Consider the following 22,126-nt stretch of genomic DNA (forward strand, 5'->3'; position numbering starts at 1 on the left):
GCGCCAGGCGCAGCAGTCTGTCCCGGTGTTCTTAATTTGAACGGAATTTGCTCATGACTCTAGTTCCACCCATGATGACGCTCGACGCGCTGGCAGTCGGCCAGAGCGGCACGGTGTTGCATATCACGCCCCACGCGGCAGGACAGACGGAAGACGGCGTCGACCTCGTCCGCCGGTTGATGGAGCTGGGATTCGTTCCCGGCGAACGCATCCGCATGCTCAAGCGCGGCATTCCCGGCGGCGATCCGCTGGCCATCAAGGTCGGCAATGCCACGTTCGCACTGCGCCGCTTCGAAGCGGCGCTGATCACGATTCAACCGCTGTCTCAATCGGAATAACCATGGGTGCTGTCGAAACTATCGTGGAAGCGGGCGCGCACAAGCCGCCGCACCAGCCACAAATCGCCTTGCTGGGCAATCCGAACTGCGGCAAGACGGCCCTGTTCAACCGTTTGACGGGCGCGCGCCAGAAAGTGGCGAACTACGCCGGCGTGACCATCGAGCGCAAGGAAGGCCATTTCACCTCGCCCGCCGGCAAACCCGTGCGCCTGCTCGATCTGCCGGGCGCCTACAGCCTGTCGGCCACCACGCCTGATGAAGCCATCACGCGCGACGTGGTGGGCGGCTTGCGCAAGGGTGACCCGCGCCCGGACGCCATCATCTGCGTGGTCGACGCCACCAATCTGCGCCTGAATTTGCGCCTGGTGCTGGAAGTCAAGCGCCTGGGCCTGCCCATGCTGCTGGCGCTGAACATGACGGACGTGGCGCGCAAGCGCGGCATGCTCATCGACACGGCCAGGCTGTCGCAGGAACTGGGCATGCCCGTGGTGGAAACCGTCGCGGTGCAGCATGACGGCGAAAAGGCATTGTTGGGCGCCATCGACGCCATGCTGCCGCTGCCGGCAGTGGAACCGAAACCGCTGGCGGCCATCGACGCCGTCAGCGTCGAAGAGACGCAGCGCGAAGTGCGCCGCATCCTGGCCGCCGTCAGCAACGACACGCGCGACAGCGGCAACCTGACGGAAAAGATCGACGACGTGGTGCTGCACCCCGTCTTCGGCCCCATCATCCTGGCCGTGCTGATGTTCCTGATCTTCCAGGCCGTGTTTGCCTGGGCCGCCACGCCGATGGAAATGATCACCGATGGCGTGGGCCACCTGGGCGCCCTGCTGACGGCGAACATGCCCGATGGCCACCTGAAAAGCCTGCTGGTGGAAGGCATCATCGGCGGCGTCGGCAGCGTGCTGGTGTTCCTGCCGCAGATCCTGATCCTGTTCTTCTTCATCCTGAGCCTGGAAGACTGCGGCTACCTGCCGCGCGCGGCCTTCCTGCTGGACCGCCTGATGGGCGGCGTGGGCCTGTCGGGCCGCGCCTTCATCCCGCTGCTGTCGAGCTTTGCCTGCGCCATTCCCGGCGTGATGGCGGCGCGCACCATCCAGAACCCGCGCGACCGCCTGGTTACCATCATGATCGCGCCGCTGATGACGTGCTCGGCGCGCCTGCCCGTGTATGCGCTGATCATCGCCGCCTTCATCCCCGAGCGCGAAGTGTGGGGCTACCTGAGCCTGCAAGGCCTGGTGCTGTTCGTGCTGTACTTCGCCGGCATCATCTCGGCCATGGCCGTGGCCTGGGTCATGAAGCGCGGCATGGGCGTGCGCGGCAACCAGCCGCTGCTGCTGGAGCTGCCGGCCTACCACTGGCCGCATCTGCGCAACCTGGCCGTCAGCCTGTGGGAGCGCGCGAAGATCTTCCTTACGCGCGTCGGTACCATCATCCTGAGCCTGATGATCATCCTGTGGTTCCTCAGCACCTTCCCTGGCGCGCCGGACAACGCGATCCATCCGCCCATCTACTACAGCCTGGCGGGCATCCTGGGCCGCGGCTTGGAAGTGATCTTCGCGCCCATCGGCTTCAACTGGCAGATCTGCATCGCGCTGGTACCGGGCATGGCGGCGCGCGAAGTGGCCGTCGGCGCCCTGGGCACCGTGTATGCGCTGTCGCAAACGGGCGACGCGCTGGCTTCCACCCTGGAGCCGCTGATCGCCCATTCGTGGTCGATGGCCACTGCGTTGTCGCTGCTGGCCTGGTACGTGTTCGCGCCGCAGTGCCTGTCGACCCTCTCCGTGGTGAAACGCGAAACGGGCGGCTGGCGCTATCCGTTGCTGATGGCCGGCTACATGTTCGCGCTGGCGTATGCGGCCTCGTTCATTACGTACCGCGTCGCCCTGTTGCTGGGCGCTTAGGAGAAAACCATGTGGCAAACCCTCATCGTCGCCCTGATCGTCGCCGCCGCGCTGCTGCATTTTTCGACCAAGTACCTGCCGGCGGGCGTGCGCCGCGCCATCGTGCGCGGCCTGGTGCGCTGCGGCCTCGATGAGGCGAAGATGTCGACCTTCTTCAAGGTGGCGCCTGGCTGCGGCAGCGGCTGCGGTTCCTGCGGCTCCTGCGACAGTCCGCCTCCGCCGTCAAACACGCCGCCGGCCGACGGCAGCAGCAAGCGCGTGATCCTGATGCAGGTACAGCGCTAAAGCCTGTATTGCAGTGTAGCCACGGGTGCGCCCGTGGGCTACACTGGGCTTTTCGCATGGCAAGGAGTGGCAATGGCGATACTGTTGATCTTCATGTTTCTGTTTGCCGTCGCCACCTGGCTGCTGGCCAGCCGGCGCGGCCGCCACGGGGGACTGTGGTTCGGCATCGGCCTGTTCCTCGGCCCCTTTGCCTTGCTGGCGGTAGCGGCCCTGCCGCCCGTGCCGCCACCCTGACCCCGTTTTTCAAAACCCGCCATTGCGGGTTTTTTTACGCCTGCATGCCCGCGTGGCGCAGCCGGTACTGGCGCGGCGAGCACGCCATGACGCGCTTGAAGGCGTGACTGAAGGCGCTGTCCGAATCGTAGCCCAGCGCCTGCGCGATCGAGGCGATGGGCGCGCCGCTGTCCTTCAGGCGCCGCGTGGCCAGGCGCATGCGCCAGCGCAGCAGGTAGCCGAGCGGCGTCACGCCCACCCTGGTTTTGAAGTGCAGGGCAAAGGCGGAGCGCGACTGGCCCGCGACGGCGGCCAGCTGCGCCAATGTCCAGCGCTGCGCCGGCTGCGCATGCATGGCTTCGATGGCCGCGCGCAGCCGGGGATCGGCCAGCGCGAACAGCCAGCCTGCCGGGTGCGAGGCCTGCGCTGCCAGATGCTGGCGCAGCATCTGCAGCAGCATCATGTGGCCCAGGTGGCGCGTCATCAGCGCCGCGCCGGGCGCCGTCGCCTGCAGCTCCTGCGCCATGCGTTGCAAGGCCCAGTGCAGCACGCCGGCCTGGTCCGTGTCGCCGCGCACGTGCAGCAGCGGCGGCAGACAGTCGAGCAGGATGGCCGCCTCGTCGCCAAAGCTGAAGCGTCCGCCGATCAGGAAAAAATCGTGCTGTGGCGCGCCGTGGCGGGCCACGCCGTGCTGCGCGTGCCGGTACACTTCCAGCGCCGGCGCGGCCGGCAAGCCGGGTGCGCTGGCCAGGGTGAACGCATGCCCCTGCGCCAGCAGGAAGCAGTCGCCTGTATGCAGTTGTACGGGAGCGTCGATGCCCGCGACCGTCAGCCAGCAGCCGCCTTCGATCACGGCGTTGAACTTGATGCCGTCCGGCGGCGGAAAGTCGATGGCCCAGTCGCCGCCCGCCTTCAGGCCGGCAAAATAGGAACTGCGCGTATCAAACAGCGAAAGTACATCGGAGAGTAAATCCATGGCGGAGCTCAATTCTGGACGATGGCGATAGTATTGAAGATTTTATGCCATTCACAGTCCAGTTCTTTGCGCGCAACATATCCATCTCGCCAGCCATTCGGACTGGCGCCACTTGCAAAGGCAGATCCCATGGACAGCATCAACAAGCAACAAATTCCCCTGCGCTCCGGCTTTGATGCCGCCACGACCGCCACCGAGGCGCTGGCCGGGCGCGACCTGTCCGGCGTGCAGGCCATCGTCACGGGCGGCGCGTCGGGCCTGGGGCTGGAAACGGTGCGCGTGCTGGCCGGTGCCGGCGCCAAGGTACTGGTGCCGGCGCGCGACCCGCATCAGGCGCAAGCGGCCCTGGATGGTATGGCCGGCGTGGAGGTCGCCGCGCTCGACCTGCTCGATCCGCAATCGATCGATGCCTTTGCCGCCGCCTTTCTTGCCACCGGCCGCGCCTTGCACGTGCTGGTCAACGGCGCCGGCATCATGGCCACGCCTCTGCTGCGTGATGCGCGCGGCTACGAGGGGCAGTTCGCGACGAATCACCTGGGGCATTTCCAGCTGACGGCACGCCTGTGGCCCGCCCTTAGGCAGGCGCAAGGCGCGCGCGTCGTGTGCGTGTCGTCGCTGGGACACCGGCAGGCTGCCGTCCACCTGGACGACCCGCATTTCCTGCGCCAGCCGTACGATAAATGGCGCGCATATGCGCAGTCGAAAAGCGCGAATGCCTTGTTTGCCCTGGAGCTGGACCGGCGCGGCGCGGCGCACGGCGTGCGCGCCTTTTCGCTGCATCCGGGCGCCATCCTGACGCCGCTGGTGCGCCATCTGGACCTCGACGACTTGCGCCGGGTCGGGGCGCTCGATGACGAGGGCCAGGTGAATCCACCGCCGCAATCGGGTTTCAAGAATGTGGCGCAGGGCGCGGCCACCGCCGTCTGGTGCGCCACCAGCGCGCAGCTCGATGGTCTGGGCGGCGTGTATTGCGAGGATTGCGACATCGCCACTCTGGTGGCGGACGACAGCACGGGGCCGGGCGTGCGGCGCTGGGCCGCCGACCCCGCGCAGGCACGCCGGCTATGGGCGCAGAGCGAGCAGATGACGGGCATGCGCTTCGATTGCGACGCGGCATAAAAAATGCCGGGCAGTGCCCGGCATGTGCATGACGGCGGCGTGGATTTACGCCTTGCCGGCCAGTTTTTCCACCACGGGCACCAGCGCGGCCGGGCGGCAGCCGAAGGCGGCCAGGCGGCCTTGCGCGTGGGGCGCCAGGTCCAGGTCGTAGGGCAGCCGGCCCGCCACCAGCCACAGTTTGTCGTGCGGCAGGGCGTCGATCAGGCGGCGCTGGCCGTCGACGAACATGGCGTTATACGTTTGCAGCACGATCTGCCCCGCGCCTTGCGCAAAGGCGATGGCCTCGTCGACTTCGTCGTCCAGCGCCTCGGCCGACAAGGCGTATTCGCGCACATCCAGGCCCGCTTCCAGCAGGGCCGGCAGCATCGAGCTGCGCGCTTCCTTGTTGCGGCCCAGCGCCACTTCGTCGATCTCGCTGCGCGAGCGCACTTCCACCGTCAGCAGGGTCACGGGCAGGCCCGCGTCGAGCGGGCGGTAGTCGCCCTGCACGCGCAATGCCGCTTTTTGCAGCAGCTGAGACAGGGCCATGGCGGCCGGCTGCATCAGCGCCGGCGGGGCGAGGGGGCGTGTGCGCCAGTCGCGCACGGCACGGTTGCGCTTGAGTTCCGCCACGCGCGCGCACGCCGCGTCGATGCGGGAGAGCGCAATGTCGCCCCGCTCCACGGCGGCGATGACGGCCTCGATGGCGGCCGTCTGCTGCGCTTCGCGGTGCGAGATGAGGACGATGTCGGCGCCCGCCTGCAGGGTGGCGATGGCGCCCTGGGCGATGCCGATGCCGTCGGCAATCGCCGCCATTTCCAGGCAGTCGGTGATGACGACGCCCCGGTATTTCAACTCGTCGCGCAGCAGGTCCGTCAGCACGCCCTTCGACAGGGTGGCCGGCACGCTGGTGTCGGCTTCGAAGGCAGGGAAGACCACGTGCGCCGTCATGATGGCGTCCACGCCGCCGGCAATGGCCGCGCGGAAGGGCGCCAGTTCCACGGCGCGCAGGCGTTCCTTGTCGTGCGGGACCAGCGCCATGGCGTAATGCGTGTCGATGGCCGTGTCGCCGTGGCCGGGGAAGTGCTTGGCGGTCACGGCCACGCCGCTGGCGCGCTGGCCGCGCATGGCTGCCATGCCATAGTCGATGACGGTGGCGGCATCCTCGCCATACGCGCGCACGCCGATGACGGGGTTGTTGCGGTTGTTGTTCACGTCCAGCACGGGGGCGAGCAGCATATTGATGCCGACCTGGCGCATTTCATCGCCGCTGATCTGGTTCATGCGTTCGCAGTCCTCGATGGAGCCGGCCGCCTGGAAGGCCATCGCCGCGGGAATCGGCGTGACGCCCTGCTCGATGCGCATCACCATGCCGCCTTCCTGGTCGATCGAGATCAAGAGCGGGATGTCCGACACTTCCGCGTTGATTTCCTGCAGCTCGCGGCACAGGGCCGACACTTGCGCGGGCGTGTGCACATTGCGGCGGAACAGGATCACGCCGCCTACCTTCTTTTCGCGTATCAAGGTCTTGATATGCTCGTCCGCCTGCAGGGCGTCGAAGCCCACCATGAACAACTGTCCTATTTTCTCGCGCAAACCCTGCTCCATGCTGCAACTCCTCCGGTATTGATTGTGACGACGGCATACGTATTCTGGCACCGTGGTGGCGCATCGTGGCGGTCACCGGAAAAGCTGCCTTGGTTTTGTACTTGTTTTGGTATTGTATTGGATTTGGGTTTTTGCGCAAGTGGTTATTAAGTGGTATTAATGCACTTGCGCAAGCACCGTGTCAATCGAGGCGCTGGAACGAGGCCGATTGCGCCTTGGGCCAGTACAGGCCGAACACGGGCGGCAGCTGCGGCAGCTGGCTCGGGTCGAGCAGCTGGCCCGCTTCCAGGAAGGGCAGCAGGGCCGACGCCAGTTTCACCTGGTTCGGCGAGATGCGCCGCACCAGGTGGTGCGGGCGCAGTTCCTGCGGATGCGCCAGGCCGGCGGCGGCGATCAGCTCGGCCAGCGCCTTCATGGTGTTCTGGTGGAAGTGCGCCACGCGGGCGATTTTGTCGGATACCACCAGCGCGCGCTGGCGCTGCGGGTCTTGCGTGGCCACGCCCGTGGGGCAGCGGTCCGTGTGGCAGCTTTGCGACTGGATGCAGCCCAGCGCGAACATGAAGCCGCGCGCCGAATTGCACCAGTCGGCGCCCAGCGCCAGCAAGCGGGCGATGTCGAAGGCCGTGATGATCTTGCCCGAGCAGCCGATCTTGATCCTGTCTCGCAGGTTGGCGCCCACCAGGGTGTTATGCACGAGCACCAGCGCTTCCTGCAGGGGCGTGCCCACGTGGTCCGTAAATTCCAGGGGCGCGGCGCCCGTGCCCCCTTCGCTGCCGTCGACGACGATGAAGTCGGGCGTGATGCCCGTTTCCAGCATGGCTTTCACGATGGCGAAAAATTCCCATGGATGGCCGATGGCCAGCTTGAAGCCCGTCGGCTTGCCGCCCGAGAGCGTGCGCAGGCGGTCGATAAACTGCAGCATTTCCATCGGCGTGGAAAAGGCGCTGTGCGCGGCCGGCGAGACGCAATCCTCGCCCACCATCACGCCGCGCGTGGTGGCGATCTCGATCGTCACTTTCGGGCCGGGCAGCACGCCGCCGTGGCCCGGCTTGGCGCCCTGCGACATTTTCAGCTCGATCATCTTGACCTGCTCCGAGCTGGCGTTGGCGATGAAGCGCTCTTCCGAAAACGTGCCGTCCTGATTGCGGCAGCCGAAGTAGCCGGAGCCGATTTCCCACACCAGGTCGCCGCCGTTTTCGCGGTGGTAGGGGCTGATGCTGCCTTCGCCCGTGTCGTGCATGAAGCCGCCGCTGCGCGCGCCGCCGTTCAGGGCCAGGATGGCGTTGGCGGACAGGGCGCCAAAGCTCATCGCCGAGATATTGAAGACGCTGGCCGAATACGGCTTATTGCGCGGGCAGTCGGGATGGTTGCCGATCTCGATGCGGAAGTCGTGGCCCGTGACCTTGGCGGGGGCGATCGAGTGGTTGATCCATTCATAGCCCGCCTCATACACGTCGAGCTGGGTGCCGAACGGGCGCTTGTCCGTCTGCTCCTTGGCGCGCTGGTAGACGATGCTGCGCTGGCTGCGCGAAAACGGCGTCGCCTCGCTGTCGCTTTCCAGGAAATACTGGCGGATTTCGGGGCGGATGCTCTCAAAAAAGAAGCGGAAATGCGCAAGGATGGGATAGTTGCGGCGCAGGGCGCGCTTGGTTTGCAGCAGGTCGCTGATGCCGACCAGGGTCAGGGCACCGGCCAGCACGGGCAGCCAGTAATGGTCGTAGTAGAACAGGGACAGGACAAAGATGGCTGCCGTCGCAATGAAGGTCAGGTAGCGAAATGGTACTAGGTGCATGGGCACTCCGGGGAAGTCAGACTGATATTGCTGAGTGTACCGGTGATTTGTGGATCTTGCTGAATGGGAAAGTGTGCGGTTGGAGCGATGCTATCCACGCATGCGACACCTGACAAAACCGTAGCGAGCGGCAGTGATTTGTGGCCGAGAAGCGCAACCGTACTTTAGTACGGTGAGCATCGCCGGCCGCAAAGCGCGACGCGCAGTAGGTTTGGTCAGGTGTTCACCGTTGTGCGGCGCGGATGCGCTCGACCCGTTCGGTGCTGGCCGGATGGCTCGACAGATACGGCGTGCCTTCGTCCAGCTTGCCCAGGGCGACAAACACCTGCGCCAGGTGTTCCAGTGGAATAGCGTTCTGGCGCAGCATGGCGATCGCGTAGTCGTCCGCCTCGCGCTCCACGTCGCGCGAGTATTTCAGGTCCAGCAGCAGCGGCGGCAAGGTCGCCACCACGGTCGAGACGTCGCCGAACAGCAGCGCCGCGCCGGCGCCCACGGCCGAGGTCTGGATCAGGCGGCGCGTCAGGTGGCGCTGCTGCAAATGGCCCAGTTCATGCGCCAGCACGCCCATGATGGCGTCGTCGTCCGGCATCAGTTCCACCATTTCATCGGTCAGCACGATGTCGCCCGACGGCAGGGCGAACGCGTTCGGACCGATCTTGCTCTTGCGGAAAACGATGCGGTGTTCGGGCGTGCTGTCGCCGGGCGTGGCCAGGCGCGCGAACCGGGCGCGCAAGGCTTGCTGGCGCTTGCCATCGAGCTTGCTTGCCTCAAACACGTGGCCGTCGAGGAAATCGAGCACGCCCTGGCCCAGCTGGCGTTCGACGGACTGGGGAATCGCATACGCGACCCCCTTCGCCACCACGGGCAGCAGGTACTGATAGCTGAGCCACAGGGCCAGCACGGTGGCGACCGTGGCCAGCAGGGCGCCGCGCCAGCTTTGCTGCAGCCGCACCACCCAGCCGTCGCGGTGGCCCGTGTCGTGCAGCAGACTGTTGAAGGCCGCCTGGTCGGCGATCTCCAGGTAGGCGCCGTCGGGAAAGCTGACCTTGCGCACGGCGTGGCTGCTGCGTTCGGACACGTGCAGCTCGCCCAGCGGGCAGCTGCGCGCGATGTCGCCGGCCAGCACGGCCACCCCATCGTGCACGCTGAGCGTGACGTGGTACAGGCGCGAGGTCTGGCCGTCGAAATAGCGCGCGGGCACGGGGGCCGCGCCCGGCGCTTGGTGATCGAGCGTCATGCTACAGCGACAGGTCGAAGTCCAGCAGGTCGACCATGCCTTCGCCCGTGGCAGAGACCTGCTCGCCGGTGGCGGCGACGAAGGCGTCCAGGCTGCCATGCACCAGCATCGATGTCGCTTCCAGGCGGTACTTCAGCCAGCGCACCTGGGCGAACGGCGAAAACAGGCCCAGGGTGACGACGATACCGAGCAGGTTGGTCAGCATGACGAAGGTGGTGCGGCCCCAGGTCAGCTGCGACTGGAACTGGTGCTGCTGCAGGCGCGTGTGGTTCCAGATCAGGTTCTGGATCATGGTCAGGAACAGCGGCAGCACGATAAAGGCCCACGCATACAGGGCGGCCACGGCGCCGAAGATGCTGCCGGCCTTGGTGACATCATTGGCATCGGTGGCAAAGGTGGCGAAGACGCTGGCGAAGACGACAAAGATCAGGACCAGGAATCCGGCCAGCAGCAGGGCGAAGAACAGCAAATAGGTCTTGTAGAAGCTGCCCACCGTGGCGTCGAAGCTGAAATTGCTGCTGCCGAAGCGGCTCTGCGTGTGCTGGAAGCGCTTCAGGCGCTGGTGCAGGAACGGCGTCATCAGGCCAGCCGTGAAGGTGTTCAGGATCGGCAGCCACAGGAAGTATTTGTAGGCTTCCCTGGCGCTGCCGTCAAAGCCGAAGCGGATGCCGCGGTAGCTGGTGTTGTAGAGCTTGAACTGCAGGCTTTTCCAGACCAGCCATGGCAGCACGGCCATCATCAGCACGAGCATGATCAGGCCGACGATGGGCGAGACCTGGAAGGCGATGTTGTAGCCGCCGATCAATACCACGGCCGCGATGCGGCCCTTCAGGATGGCGACGGCATTGCCGTGGTATTCGAAGCTGCTGCCAGCGAGGTGGGTGCTGGAATAGAAATAGCGGTTGCGGCGCACCTTGGCCCAGGCGGAATAAATGCCCAGGGTGACGATGCTCAGCAGCAGGTTGACGATCCAGATACGGAAGTATTCGCTGCCGGTGGCGCTGAAGGTAATGCCTTCGCGCTGGGTGTTCGGGTTGTTGGTGTCGATATCCACGCCAGGAATCCTTGCAATTGAAAAAGAATTAAGATGCATGATTGTCAAGAAGTTGTCAATAAAAATATTGTTCAGGCGTAATATATTTTGTCTGAATGGCCGAATCGGAGCGGCGCGCGCCCTGTACGCAGCGCCCGGCTATACTGGGACTCAACCATTGCCAACGGAAATCGCCATGATCGTCGTCCACCATCTGAACAATTCGCGCTCGCAGCGCGTGCTCTGGCTGCTCGAGGAGCTGGGCCTCGACTACGAGGTCAAGCGCTACCAGCGCGACCCGAAAACCATGCTGGCGCCCGCCTCGCTGAAGGCCGTGCATCCGCTGGGTAAGTCGCCCGTGATCACGGACGGCGCCAACACCATCGCCGAATCGGGCGCCATCATCGATTACCTGGTCGAGCGCTACGGCAATGGCCGTTTGATACCGGCGGCGGGCACGCCCGAGAAGCTGCGCTGGACCTATTGGCTGCATTTCGCGGAAGGCTCGGCCATGCCGCCGCTGCTGATGAAGCTGGTGTTCGACAAGGTCGAATCGTCGCCGATGCCGTTTTTCGTCAAACCGGTCGCGCGCGGTATCGCCGGCAAGGTCAAGAGCAGCTTCATCCTGCCCAATATCAACAGCCAGCTGGCCTACATGGAAGCGGAACTGGAGAAAAGCAAATGGTTTGCCGGCAATGAATTCACGGCGGCCGACATCCAGATGAGCTTTCCGCTGGAAGCGGCGGCCATGCGCGGCGGACTCGACGAGCGCCTGCCGAAGCTGACGGCCTTCCTGCAGCGCATCCACGCGCGGCCTGCCTACCAGCGTGCGCTGGAAAAAGGCGGACCGTACGATTTCGCAAAGTAAGCGGCGTTGACGGGCTATGCGCGGGGCGCCATACGGTAAAATGCCCGATTCAACCAGTATCCACTTACCGCATGGCCAGACTCCTCGCTATCGACGGCTTGAATATCGTACGCCGCGTCTACGAAGCCAGTCCTGAACCCGATTCCGACCTGAAGGCGGAGATCGCGCTGCGCCATGCGCTGTCGTCGTTCCGTACGCTGATCAACGACCACGAACCAACGCACATCCTGCCCGCCTTCGATTTCGGCGGCCCGACCTGGCGCCACGCCTTGTATGCCGGCTACCGCGAGGGGCGCCAGCCCATGCCGCAAGTGCTGCGCGACGCCTTGCCCGGCTTTTACGCCACCCTGGCCAGCTTCGGCATGCACGTGGTCAGCATTCCCGAGGTCGAGGCCGACGACGTGATCGGCACGGCCGTCATGCGCTGGCTGCACGAGGGGCGCGGCGCGGCCGTCATCGCCACCACCGACAAGGATTTGCATGGCCTGATCGCCCACGGCGCGCTGGTATGGGACCATTTCAAGGGCATCTGGCACGACCGCGCCTGGGTCGAGAAAAAGTTCGGCGTGCCGCCGGAACTGCTGCCCGACCTGCTGGCGCTGATGGGCGATGTCACCGACAGCATTCCCGGCGTGTCGAAGATCGGCCTGAAGACGGGCGCGAAACTGTTGCGTGCCTACGGCAATATCGACGCCGTGATGGCCGGCGCGGGGATTTTGCCCGGCGCGCTGGGCGAAAGCCTGCGAAAAGAGCGGGAAATACTGTATCTTTCAAGAAAGTTGGTCGAACTCAAGACCGACGTGACGTTGGGCGTCACCTGGAACAAGCTGGCGTGGGAAAAGTAGAGCGCCCAAAAAAAGCTCATGGCGTTGTTGCCTTGCCTCGTCGTACATTCGTACTGCCTTCGGCAACGCGCCTAGCCCTGAGCATTTTGATGGGCGCTCTCTGAGTGGAACTCGCAATAGAAAATCAAGCAAGGGATGTAATCATGATGTTAAAGACTGTCCTGATCGACAGCAGCGCCGTGGCGCGCGGCCTGCTGAACACGGTCCTGACCGATGGCGGCTACGATGTCTGCGGGCAGACGCATACCAGCGCGCTGGGGCTGGCGCTGCTGGTCAAGCACCATCCGCATTTCGTCTGCATCGCGCGCGAGCAGGTGGAAGACGGGACGAATGTGGTGCAGACCATCCGCGCCCAGTATCCGAAGACGCTCATTTTCATGGTCTCGGGCGGCATCGACGCCGCCTCGCTGCAGGCGGCCCACGCCATGGGCGTGTCGGGCTTCATCGTGAAACCGTTCATGGCCGACACGGTCCTGAAAACCGTGCGCAATACGGTGATCGCCATGGTGCGCAAGCAGCAGGCCTTGGCCGCCGCTGCGCAAGGCAATTCCTAGACGCCGGCCAGGCCCGTCGCGCCGGCGATGATGCCGCCGCCGAGGCACACGTCGCCGTCATACAGCACGGCCGACTGGCCCGGCGTGACGGCCCATTGCGCCTGGTCGAAGGCCAGGCCGAAGTGTTCATTCCCCTCCGGCAGCAGCTGGCAAGCCACGTCGGCCTGGCGGTAGCGCGTCTTGGCGCTCAAGGCGCCCGCCTGCGGCGCCGTGCCGGCGACCCAGCTGGCCTGGTCGGCGCTCAAGGCCGGCGACAGCAGCCACGGGTGGTCGTGGCCCTGCACCACCCACAGGGTGTTGTTGGCGATATCCTTGCGCGCCACATACCAGGCGTCGCTGCTGCCGTCCGCGTTCTGGTACGACTTCACGCCGCCGATGCCGATGCCCTTGCGCTGACCCAGCGTATAGAAACTCAGTCCCACGTGTTCGCCCACGGTCTTGCCGTCGGCCGTCTTCATCGGTCCCGGCTTGTACGACAGGTAGCGGTTCAGGAATTCGCGGAACGGACGTTCGCCAATAAAACAGATGCCCGTCGAATCCTTCTTCTGCGCGTTCGGCAAGGCCAGCTTCTCGGCGATCTGGCGCACCTGCGTCTTCGGGATTTCACCGAGCGGAAACAAGGTCTTGGACAATTGCGCCTGGTTCAGGCGGTGCAGGAAGTAGCTTTGGTCCTTGCTGGCGTCGACGGCCTTGAGCAGTTCATAGCGGCCCGCATCGGCCGGCGCCTGGCGCACGCGCGCGTAGTGGCCGGTGGCGATCAGGTCTGCGCCCAGGGTCATGGCGTGGTCGAGGAAGGCCTTGAACTTGATTTCGGCGTTGCACAGCACGTCCGGGTTCGGCGTGCGGCCGGCCTGGTACTCGCGCAGGAAATCGGCGAACACGCGGTCCTTGTATTCGGAGGCGAAATTGACGGCTTCGATATCGACGCCGATGACGTCGGCCACGCTGGCCGCGTCGATCCAGTCCTGGCGCGTGGAGCAGTATTCCGAATCGTCGTCATCTTCCCAGTTTTTCATGAACAGGCCGATGACTTCATAGCCTTGTTCCTTCAGCATCCATGCCGCGACCGAGGAATCGACCCCGCCTGACATGCCGATCACGACTTTCTTCTTGCTCATCTTGCTTTCCAGTGTACTTTAATAATATGGCAATGCGTATTGCTATGCGCTATTGAAAACGGACGCATGCGTGTGCAGCAGGGCCAGCGGCGCGCGCCGGCCGGCCAGGTATTCGTCCACGCACTGCAGCACCAGCGGGCTGCGGTGGCGTTCCTGGCACGCCGCCAGCTCGTCGCGCGTCATCCACAGGGTGCGGATGATGCCTTCGTCCAGCGGGCGGTCGTGCTCGGCGCCGGCCGTGCCGCAAAAGGTGAAGCGCAGATAGGTCACGTCCTCGCCCGTGCGCAGTGACTGGTAGCGCGACATGTACATGCCGACCAGTGCCGTGGGGATGAAATCGTAGGCCGCTTCTTCCAGCGTTTCGCGGATCACCGCCTGTTCCAGCGACTCGAACGGGTCGAGGTGGCCGGCTGGCTGGTTGAGCTTGATGCCTTCGCTGGTCTCTTCTTCAATCAGTAAAAACAGGCCATCGCGCTCGACGATGGCGGCCACGGTGACAGAGGGTTTCCAGATTCTCGGCATGATTCCATCCTTGAAAGAGCCGACATTTTATCTTGTTCTGCGCGCGCGGTTTGAAGCCGGCCTTTTGTTGCGCGGACATATTGATAAATGACAACGTTTTAGCAAATAGCGGTGGGAGGTACTTACGTCTTTCCCGGGGAGCGCACTAGCATGGGGGCTTAGTTGGCAAGATGGCAGGAAGCGCCCGCTAATATAGGCTTTCCCTGTGGTCAAAACAAGCGCGCACGCTTGCTCGACTGTGGTGAGATTGACACACCTTTCCCACAATATGGGCGCCGCGCCGCATGGTGAAACAAATCATGGATGCGGATGAAATTAGTGTCGTACGACTAAAAGTTGCTGCTTCACAAACGTTTAACGCGCTGCTTTCCGTGTTAGATTCTAGTCAGTTTATCAATTAGCGGAGGCATCATGAGGATAGGCATACCGGCCGAAACACGGCCTGGTGAAACCCGGGTGGCAGCCACGCCCGAGACAGTCAAGAAGCTGGCAGCCAAGCATCAAGTCGTCGTGCAGTCGGGGGCGGGCCTGCAAGCCTCGATTCCCGACGACGCGTATGCCGCCGCCGGCGCGCAGATCGGTACCGCCCAGGAAGCCTATGGCTGCGCCATCGTGCTCAAGGTGCGCGCACCGGACGCCGGCGAACGGGCCCTGATGGCCAGCGGCACGGTGCTGATCGGCATGTTGAACCCGTTTGACGCCGACAATATCGCCGCCATGGCGACGGCGGGCCTGTCCGCCTTCGCCCTCGAAGCCGTGCCGCGCATCACGCGCGCGCAGTCGATGGACGTGCTGTCGTCGCAGGCGAACATCGCCGGCTACAAGGCCGTGCTGGTGGCGGCGAATACCTATCAGCGCTTCATGCCCATGCTGATGACGGCGGCCGGCACCGTCAAGGCGGCCCGCGTGCTGATCATGGGCGTGGGCGTGGCCGGTTTGCAGGCGATCGCCACGGCCAAGCGTCTGGGCGCCGTCATCGAGGCGTCCGACGTGCGCCCGCCCGTCAAGGAACAGGTGGAGTCGCTGGGCGCCAAGTTCCTCGACGTGCCCTTCCTCACCGATGAAGAAAAGGAAATCGCCAAGGGTTCGGGCGGCTATGCGCGCGCCATGCCGGCCGACTGGATGCGCCGCCAGGCCGAACTGGTGCACGAACGGGCGAAACTGGCCGACATCATCATCACCACGGCACTGATTCCCGGCCGCGCCGCGCCCGTGCTCATTTCCGAAGAGACGGTGAAAGCCATGAAACCCGGTTCCGTCATCGTCGACCTGGCCGTGGAGCAGGGCGGCAACTGCCCGCTGTCCGAGCTGGGCAAGACGGTCGTCAAGCACGGCGTGTACATCGTAGGCGAGCCGAACCTGGCGACCCTGGTGGCGGCCGACGCCTCGGCCCTGTATGCGCGTAACGTGCTGGACTTCTTAAAGCTCATCATCGACAAGGACGATCAATTGCTGATCGACCGCGAGGATGAAATCATCAAGGCCAGCCTGGTTTGCGCGGGCAATGACATCCTCAGAAAATAACGCGGCGCCGGAGAGAACAACATCATGGAAATCAGTCACACCATCACCAACCTGATCATCTTCGTGCTGGCCATTTATGTCGGCTACCACGTCGTCTGGACCGTCACGCCGGCGCTGCATACGCCGCTGATGGCCGTCACCAATGCCATTTCCGCCATCATCATCGTCGGCGCCATGCTGGCGGCCGGCCTGACCGATGGCCCGCTGGCGCAAGTGGCCGGCACCCTGGCCGTGGCGCTGGCCGCCGTCAATGTGTTCGGCGGCTTCCTCGTCACGCAGCGCATGCTCGAGATGTTCCGTAAAAAAGAACCGAAGGCCAAGCAAGGAGCAAAAGAATGAGTCACGCCATGAGCTTCGTCACCATGAACCTGGTGACGATGATGTACCTGATCGCCTCGGTGTGCTTCATCCAGGCCTTGAAAGGCCTGTCGTCGCCATCGACGGCGCGCCGCGGCAATGCCTTCGGCATGAGCGGCATGGCCATTGCCGCCGTCACCACCGTCGCGCTGATCCTGAAACTGAAGGAACAGCAGACGGGCGGCATGGGCCTGACCCTCGTCCTCATCGGCATCGTCACGGGCGGCGCCATCGGCGCCTACCTGGCGAAAACCGTGGAAATGACGAAGATGCCGGAACTGGTGGCGGCCATGCACTCGCTGATCGGCCTGGCGGCCGTCTGCATCGCCGTGGCGGCCGTGTCGGAACCGTGGGCCTTCAATATCGCGAAACACGGCGAGGCGCTGCCCATCGGTAACCGTTTCGAACTGTTCATCGGCACCTTCGTCGGCGCCATCACGTTCTCCGGCTCGGTGATCGCCTTCGGCAAGCTGTCGGGCAAATACAAGTTCCGCCTGTTCCAGGGCGCGCCCGTCAGCTTCAAGGGCCAGCACATGCTCAACCTGGTGCTGGCGCTGGTGATGGTGGGCCTGGGCCTGACGTTCTGCTTCGCCGATGGCGTCGAACCGGCCTGGACGCCGTTCGTCATCATGACCCTCATCGCCTTCGCGCTGGGCGTGCTGATCATCATCCCCATCGGCGGCGCCGACATGCCGGTGGTGGTGTCGATGCTCAACAGTTACTCGGGCTGGGCCGCGGCCGGCATCGGTTTTTCGCTGAATAACTCGATGCTGATCATCGCCGGCTCATTGGTCGGCTCTTCCGGCGCGATCCTGTCGTACATCATGTGCAAGGCCATGAACCGCTCGTTCTTCAACGTCATCCTGGGCGGCTTCGGCGGCGATGCGCCGGCGGCCGGCGCGGCCGGCGCGCAGGAACAGCGTCCGGTCAAATCCGGTTCGGCCGACGACGCCGCCTTCATCATGAGCAATGCGGAAACCGTCATCATCGTGCCCGGCTACGGCCTGGCCGTGGCGCGCGCGCAGCACTCGTTGAAAGAACTGGTGGAAAAGCTCACGCACAAGGGCATCACCGTCAAGTACGCGATCCACCCGGTGGCGGGGCGCATGCCGGGCCATATGAACGTGCTGCTGGCCGAAGCCGAGGTGCCGTACGACCAGGTCTTCGAGATGGAAGACATCAACGGCGAATTCGGCCAGACGGACGTGGTGCTGGTGCTGGGCGCGAACGACGTCGTCAACCCGGCGGCGAAGGACCCGAAATCGCCGATCGCCGGCATGCCGATCCTCGAAGCCTATAAGGCCAAGAGCATCATCGTCAACAAGCGCTCGATGGCGTCCGGCTATGCGGGCCTGGACAACGACCTGTTCTACCAGCCGAACACGATGATGGTGTTTGGCGACGCCAAGAAGGTGATCGAGGATATGCTCAAGGCAGTCGAATAAGTGGTATTTTTTGCCGTAGGTCGGATTAGCGGGGCAAAGCCCCGCGTAATCCGACGTATTGGGGCCAACAATGTTGCCGGATTACGGCCTTCGGCCTCGGCGGCCCCGCCTAATCCGACCTACGCTTGTCTTCAGGCTGCGACGACCTTATTGCGTCCCTGGTGCTTGGCCGCGTACAGGGCCTTGTCGGCATCCGACATGGCCGCGTCCAGGGTGGCGCCGGCCGTCAGGGAGGCCACGCCGATGCTGATGGTCACCTGCAGCGAGCCGCCGTCGGGCAGCACGGTGACCGCCGCCGCCACGGCTGCGCGGATGCGTTCGGCCACCTGGTGCGCCTGCCGCAGGCTGGCGTCGGGGAACAGCAGGCCGAACTCCTCGCCGCCGAGGCGCGCCGCCACGTCGGTGATGCGTCCCGTGTCGCGCAGCGCCTGCGCCACCGTGCGCAGCACGGCGTCGCCCACGGCATGGCCATAGCGGTCGTTGATCTTCTTGAAATGGTCGAGGTCGGCCACGCCCACGGTCAGGGCGGCGCCGCTGCGCGCCGCGCGCGCCATCGCCTGCGCGGCTTGCGCTTCATAGGCGCGCCGGTTGGGCAGCGACGTCAGCGCATCGTGCAGCGCCTGCTGTTCCAGCTGCGCCAGCAGGCTGGCGTTCTTTGCCGCCAGTTCGCGCCGTTCCCGCACGTCGAGCAAAAAGGCGCCGAAATAGCGCATGCCGTCGACCACGCCCAGGTCCAGCGCCTTCATTTCGATGGGGATCATTTGCGTGTCGCGGTGGCGGATGGCGAATTCGCGTATCTTGCCCAGCACGCTGGACGTGCGCGAGCTGCGGATGTAGTTGATCACGTGGTTGTCGTGCTGCGCGCCGACGGCGTCGGGCAGCAGGCCGTTCAGGGTCTGGCCCAGCAATTCCCCGCCGGCATAGCCCGACAGCGCCTGCATGGCGCCATTGATATAGCGGATGCGGCAATGTTCATCGATGATGATGACGGCGTCGAGGGCGTCTTCCAGCAGGCGGGAAAAAAGCACTTCGGGAAGAGCGGCAGGCGGTGCTGCGGGCAATGCATCTGTCATGGAACGGTCGCCAAAAACCAGGTGACAGCCATTGTCGCATCCGCGGGCCGTTTACTCCATGCCGGATCGCCCGCCTGTTTCTTTTTCGCCCGTGCTCTTTGCTTATTGATAAGGCTCAGCGGCGGCCGTACATCATCAGTTCCGCCAGGCTCTTGCGCGCCGGGCGGAAGGCGTCCAGCAAGCCCAGCGACAGGCCCAGCAAGCCTTGCGTGGGAGCGCTGCCCGTGAAGATGCGCGCCATGGTGTCGGTGACGCGCACGGTCAGCCCCCTGTCGGCCTGGCGCAGGCTGGCGTAGCGTTCCAGCGCTGCGGGGCTGCTGTCCTGCGCCAGCACGCGGGCCAGCACGGCGGCGTCGCGCAAGCCCAGGTTCAAGCCTTGTCCCGCCACCGGGTGCAGGGTTTGTGCCGCGTTGCCGATGGTGACCGTGCGCGCCGTGCCGTTCGCCTGCGCGTTCAGGCCCAGCGGATAGGCCAGGCGCGCCGTCGTGTGCGTAAAGCGTCCCAGGCGGCTGCCGAAGGCGACGCCCAGGCGGGCCAGGAAGGCAGCGTCGTCCAGGGCCAGCAATTGTTCGGCGCGCGTGGGCGGCACGCACCACACCAGCGCGTAGCCGTCGTCCTGCGGCAGCAGGGCCAGCGGACCCTCATCGGTAAAGCGCTCGTACGCGCGGTGGGCGATGGGGCTACTTGTGCGCACATGGGCAATGATGGCGCTTTGGCCATAATCGCGGCTGACGGCGCGTTCCGTCTGCTGGCCGAACAGACCGCCCTCGGCCTGCACCAGCAGGCTGGCGCGCAAGCTCGACGGGGCGCCCGCCTGGTCGATCTGCACGGACACGCCGTCGGCGTCTTCCTCACTGCCCGTCACCATGGCCTGGCGCAGGCTGGCCACGCCCAGGCGCTCGCACACGTCGGCCAGCGCGCTGACGACGGCGCCGTAACGCGCCACATAGCCGAGCGCCTCGACGCCATGCTCGCTGCGGTCCATCAGGCTGCGCCCGAACTGGCCGCGGCGCGACACGTGGATCTGGTGGATAGGCGTCGCCTCCATGGGCCAGGCGCCCGCTTCCTCGAGTATCTGGCGGCTGCCGTGCGACAGGGCGATGGTGCGCGGGTCGCGCCTGGCCTGTTCGAGGGATTTGGCGTCGAGCAGGGCGATGCCGGCGGCGCGGCTGCCCCGCTGCATCAGCAGGGCGGCCAGGGCCATGCCGACGGGGCCGGCGCCGCAGATGGCGAGATCGAAAGTGGACGGTGTATGCATGCGGCGGGGTTAATCCTGTGACATCAGTTGTTCGATTTCAGCGACGCTCCTGGGCGCCGTGCTGAAGACTTCATGGCCTTGCGGCGTGACCAGCACATCGTCCTCGATGCGGATGCCCGTATGCCAGAACTGCTCCGGCACGCCGGCGCCGGGACGCACGTAGATGCCCGGTTCCACCGTCAGCACCATGCCCGCTTCGAGCGCGCGCCACGGCTTGCCGGGCGCGTCCGTGTCGCGGTAGGCGCCCACGTCATGCACGTCCATGCCCAGCCAGTGGCTGGTGCCGTGCATGTAGAAGGGCATATACGCCTTGTCGGCGATGACGTCCTGCACGCCGCCGTTTTTTTGCCGCTCCAGCAAACCCAGGTCCAGCATGCCCTGCGCCAGCACCTGCACGGCCGCCTCGTGGATGGCGCTGTGCGGCAAGCCGGGGCGCACCATGTCCAGCGCCGCCTGCTGCGCCGCCAGCACCAGTTCGTACAGCGCCCGCTGCGGGCCGCTGAAACGGCCGTTGACGGGCCAGGTGCGCGTGATGTCGGAGGCGTAGCCATCGAGTTCGCAGCCGGCGTCGATCAAGACCAGTTCGCCGTCTTTCAATACCGCATTGTTGGCGCTGTAGTGCAGGATGCAGGCGTTGCCGCCGCCGGCCACGATGGAGGAATACGCGGGGAACTGGGCGCCGCTGCGGCGAAATTCGTACAGCAGCTCCGCCTCCAGCGCGTATTCGTGCAGGCCGGGCCGCGTGGCGCGCATGGCGCGCGCGTGGGCGGTGCTGGAAATGGCGGCGGCGCGGCGCATCAGCTGCTGTTCTTCTGGGTCTTTCAGCAGGCGCATGGCGTCGAGCATGCCGTTGAGTTCAATCGCCATGGCCGGCGCCGTGACGCCGCTGCGGGCCTTTTGCCGCACGTTGTGCCGCCAGAGCTTCACCTGCGCATCGAGACTGCCGCCCAGCGCATAGTAGATGGCGGGGGAGTCGGCCAGCAGGCGCGTCATTTCCGCGTCGAGTTCCTCGATGGGGAAGGCGGCGTCAAAACCGAAGCTGGCGCGCGCCGCCTCGGGGCCATGGCGGAAACCATCCCAGATTTCGCGCTCCGTGTTCTTGGCGCGGCAAAACAGGATGGCGCGCGCGGGCGCCGTGGCGCTGGCGGCCACCAGCGCCACGGCGCTGTCGGGTTCCGTGTAACCGCTGAGGTAATAGAAATAGCTGTCGTGGCGGTACGGATAATCGCAATCGCTGTTGCGCGGCACTTCGGGCGCTGTGGCAAGGATGGCCACGCTGCCCGGCAGCATCTGTGCCAGCAGCGCCGCGCGCCGTGCCGCGTAATTGGCCATCATGCCGCCGGCGCCCTGGCTGTCGCGCCATTGAGCGCGTCGAGTTGCTTTGGGGTGCCGACATTGGTCCACTCGCCCGTATACACTTCGCCGCCCACGCGGCCCTGGTCCGCGTACTGGCGCAGCAGATCGCCCAGTCTGGCGTGGCTGCCCGGCGCGATGCCGTCGAACATTTCAGGACGGTACACGCCGATATTGGCGAAGGTCCATTTGGTGTCGTCCGTATTGTTGATCGAGAACAAGGTCAGGCCGAAGTCGCCCTTGGGATGGAAGTCGGGATTGGGCACCAGGTAGGTCCAGGCGATGTCGCGCTGGTCGGCCGGATACGGCGTGCCCAGCACATCCTTGTCGGCCAGCACGTCGAGCACCTGCTTGAAGTCGAAATAGGGGCAATAGATGTCGCCGGAGATGGCGAGAAACGGCTCTTCTCCCAGCAAGTGGCGCGCCTGGGCGATGCCGCCCGCCGTTTCCAGCGGTGTGCTTTCCGGCGAATACGCGATGCGCGCGCCATACGCGCTGCCGTCGCCCAGGGTCTCTTCGATCAGGTGGCCCAGATGGGAATGGTTGATGACGATGTCCGTGATGCCGGCGCGCACCAGGTTCAGCACATGCCAGACGATCAGCGGGCGGCCGCGTACTTTCAGCAGCGGTTTGGGACAGGTATCGGTAAGCGGACGCATCCGTTCACCGCGGCCTGCGGCAAAGATCATGGCTTTCATGGGTAGTCGTTTTCAGTATCGGTAAGT

At 65.0% G+C, this 22,126-nt stretch carries 22 protein-coding genes; 11 read left to right on the plus strand and 11 right to left on the minus strand.

Going from position 1 to position 22,126, the window contains the following annotated elements; all coding sequences use genetic code 11:
* Positions 1-53: 53 nt before the first annotated feature.
* The 4 genes from AC0V2Y_RS11220 to AC0V2Y_RS11235 all read left to right on the plus strand — a co-directional run bounded on the left by AC0V2Y_RS11220 (position 54) and on the right by AC0V2Y_RS11235 (position 2,761).
* Complete coding sequence (locus AC0V2Y_RS11220; RefSeq protein ID WP_475414157.1) at positions 54-338, plus strand: FeoA family protein; 285 nt, start codon at positions 54-56, stop codon at positions 336-338.
* 2 nt (positions 339-340) lie between these two features.
* Positions 341-2,242: a ferrous iron transporter B gene (gene feoB / locus AC0V2Y_RS11225; RefSeq protein WP_475414156.1), complete on the plus strand. Its 1,902-nt coding sequence runs from the start codon at positions 341-343 to the stop codon at positions 2,240-2,242.
* A 9-nt stretch (positions 2,243-2,251) separates the two neighbouring features.
* Positions 2,252-2,527, plus strand: coding sequence for a hypothetical protein (locus AC0V2Y_RS11230; RefSeq protein WP_077408812.1), 276 nt, complete (start codon positions 2,252-2,254; stop codon positions 2,525-2,527).
* A 72-nt stretch (positions 2,528-2,599) separates the two neighbouring features.
* On the plus strand, positions 2,600-2,761 hold the full coding sequence (locus AC0V2Y_RS11235; RefSeq protein WP_475414155.1) for a hypothetical protein: 162 nt from the start codon (positions 2,600-2,602) through the stop codon (positions 2,759-2,761).
* Between the two features lie 34 nt (positions 2,762-2,795).
* Here AC0V2Y_RS11235 and AC0V2Y_RS11240 read toward each other — a convergent pair whose 3' ends face one another.
* A complete protein-coding gene (locus AC0V2Y_RS11240) occupies positions 2,796-3,716 on the minus strand; it encodes an AraC family transcriptional regulator (RefSeq protein ID WP_475414154.1) in 921 nt (306 codons plus the stop codon).
* 138 nt (positions 3,717-3,854) lie between these two features.
* Between AC0V2Y_RS11240 and AC0V2Y_RS11245 the strand changes: the two genes are divergently transcribed.
* The gene (locus AC0V2Y_RS11245) at positions 3,855-4,835 is read left to right on the plus strand and encodes an oxidoreductase (protein WP_475414216.1); all 981 of its coding nucleotides are present in this window, start codon (positions 3,855-3,857) and stop codon (positions 4,833-4,835) included.
* A 45-nt stretch (positions 4,836-4,880) separates the two neighbouring features.
* Here AC0V2Y_RS11245 and nagZ read toward each other — a convergent pair whose 3' ends face one another.
* From nagZ to AC0V2Y_RS11265, 4 genes are all read right to left on the minus strand, one after another.
* On the minus strand, positions 4,881-6,422 hold the full coding sequence (gene nagZ / locus AC0V2Y_RS11250) for a beta-N-acetylhexosaminidase (RefSeq protein ID WP_475414153.1): 1,542 nt from the start codon (positions 6,420-6,422) through the stop codon (positions 4,881-4,883).
* 181 nt (positions 6,423-6,603) lie between these two features.
* Positions 6,604-8,214: an FMN-binding glutamate synthase family protein gene (locus tag AC0V2Y_RS11255; RefSeq protein ID WP_475414152.1), complete on the minus strand. Its 1,611-nt coding sequence runs from the start codon at positions 8,212-8,214 to the stop codon at positions 6,604-6,606.
* A 223-nt stretch (positions 8,215-8,437) separates the two neighbouring features.
* Positions 8,438-9,451, minus strand: a complete 1,014-nt coding sequence (locus AC0V2Y_RS11260; protein WP_475414151.1) for a M48 family metallopeptidase — start codon at positions 9,449-9,451, stop codon at positions 8,438-8,440.
* Position 9,452: 1 nt separating this feature from the next.
* Positions 9,453-10,505, minus strand: a complete 1,053-nt coding sequence (locus AC0V2Y_RS11265; RefSeq protein ID WP_475414150.1) for a YjgN family protein — start codon at positions 10,503-10,505, stop codon at positions 9,453-9,455.
* Positions 10,506-10,680: 175 nt separating this feature from the next.
* Between AC0V2Y_RS11265 and AC0V2Y_RS11270 the strand changes: the two genes are divergently transcribed.
* The 3 genes from AC0V2Y_RS11270 (at position 10,681) to AC0V2Y_RS11280 (ending at position 12,751) form a co-directional block, all read left to right on the plus strand.
* Complete coding sequence (locus AC0V2Y_RS11270) at positions 10,681-11,352, plus strand: glutathione S-transferase (RefSeq protein WP_475414149.1); 672 nt, start codon at positions 10,681-10,683, stop codon at positions 11,350-11,352.
* 71 nt (positions 11,353-11,423) lie between these two features.
* A complete protein-coding gene (locus tag AC0V2Y_RS11275) occupies positions 11,424-12,197 on the plus strand; it encodes a 5'-3' exonuclease (RefSeq protein ID WP_076571923.1) in 774 nt (257 codons plus the stop codon).
* 146 nt (positions 12,198-12,343) lie between these two features.
* A complete protein-coding gene (locus tag AC0V2Y_RS11280) occupies positions 12,344-12,751 on the plus strand; it encodes a response regulator (RefSeq protein ID WP_077409312.1) in 408 nt (135 codons plus the stop codon).
* Here AC0V2Y_RS11280 and mnmA read toward each other — a convergent pair.
* Positions 12,748-13,869: a tRNA 2-thiouridine(34) synthase MnmA gene (gene mnmA, locus AC0V2Y_RS11285; RefSeq protein WP_475414148.1), complete on the minus strand. Its 1,122-nt coding sequence runs from the start codon at positions 13,867-13,869 to the stop codon at positions 12,748-12,750. The genes AC0V2Y_RS11280 and mnmA overlap by 4 nt on opposite strands.
* 42 nt (positions 13,870-13,911) lie before the next feature.
* Entirely contained in the window at positions 13,912-14,391 is a 480-nt protein-coding gene (locus tag AC0V2Y_RS11290) for an NUDIX hydrolase (RefSeq protein WP_010401817.1), read from the minus strand.
* Positions 14,392-14,802: 411 nt separating this feature from the next.
* Here AC0V2Y_RS11290 and AC0V2Y_RS11295 point away from each other — a divergent pair, with 411 nt between their 5' ends.
* From AC0V2Y_RS11295 to AC0V2Y_RS11305, 3 genes are read left to right on the plus strand one after another with little or no spacing between them, the layout of a single operon-like run.
* Positions 14,803-15,915 carry a Re/Si-specific NAD(P)(+) transhydrogenase subunit alpha gene (locus AC0V2Y_RS11295; RefSeq protein ID WP_099411321.1) on the plus strand — a complete coding sequence of 371 codons (1,113 nt, stop codon included), beginning with the start codon at positions 14,803-14,805 and terminating at the stop codon, positions 15,913-15,915.
* A 24-nt stretch (positions 15,916-15,939) separates the two neighbouring features.
* Positions 15,940-16,254, plus strand: a complete 315-nt coding sequence (locus AC0V2Y_RS11300) for an NAD(P) transhydrogenase subunit alpha part 2 (protein WP_034745644.1) — start codon at positions 15,940-15,942, stop codon at positions 16,252-16,254.
* A gap of 8 nt (positions 16,255-16,262) precedes the next feature.
* Entirely contained in the window at positions 16,263-17,717 is a 1,455-nt protein-coding gene (locus tag AC0V2Y_RS11305; RefSeq protein WP_475414215.1) for an NAD(P)(+) transhydrogenase (Re/Si-specific) subunit beta, read from the plus strand.
* A 131-nt stretch (positions 17,718-17,848) separates the two neighbouring features.
* On the opposite strand, the gene AC0V2Y_RS11310 is transcribed toward AC0V2Y_RS11305, so the two are convergent.
* From AC0V2Y_RS11310 to murU, 4 genes are all read right to left on the minus strand, one after another.
* Entirely contained in the window at positions 17,849-18,790 is a 942-nt protein-coding gene (locus AC0V2Y_RS11310) for a GGDEF domain-containing protein (RefSeq protein ID WP_475414147.1), read from the minus strand.
* A gap of 115 nt (positions 18,791-18,905) precedes the next feature.
* Complete coding sequence (locus AC0V2Y_RS11315; RefSeq protein ID WP_475414146.1) at positions 18,906-20,048, minus strand: UbiH/UbiF/VisC/COQ6 family ubiquinone biosynthesis hydroxylase; 1,143 nt, start codon at positions 20,046-20,048, stop codon at positions 18,906-18,908.
* Positions 20,049-20,057: 9 nt separating this feature from the next.
* The gene (locus AC0V2Y_RS11320; RefSeq protein WP_475414214.1) at positions 20,058-21,380 is read right to left on the minus strand and encodes an aminopeptidase P N-terminal domain-containing protein; all 1,323 of its coding nucleotides are present in this window, start codon (positions 21,378-21,380) and stop codon (positions 20,058-20,060) included.
* Entirely contained in the window at positions 21,380-22,099 is a 720-nt protein-coding gene (gene murU, locus AC0V2Y_RS11325) for an N-acetylmuramate alpha-1-phosphate uridylyltransferase MurU (protein ID WP_475414145.1), read from the minus strand. The genes AC0V2Y_RS11320 and murU overlap by 1 nt, the downstream gene beginning before the upstream one ends.
* Positions 22,100-22,126: the final 27 nt, after the last annotated feature.

This window comes from Janthinobacterium sp. BHSEK (assembly GCF_056174685.1).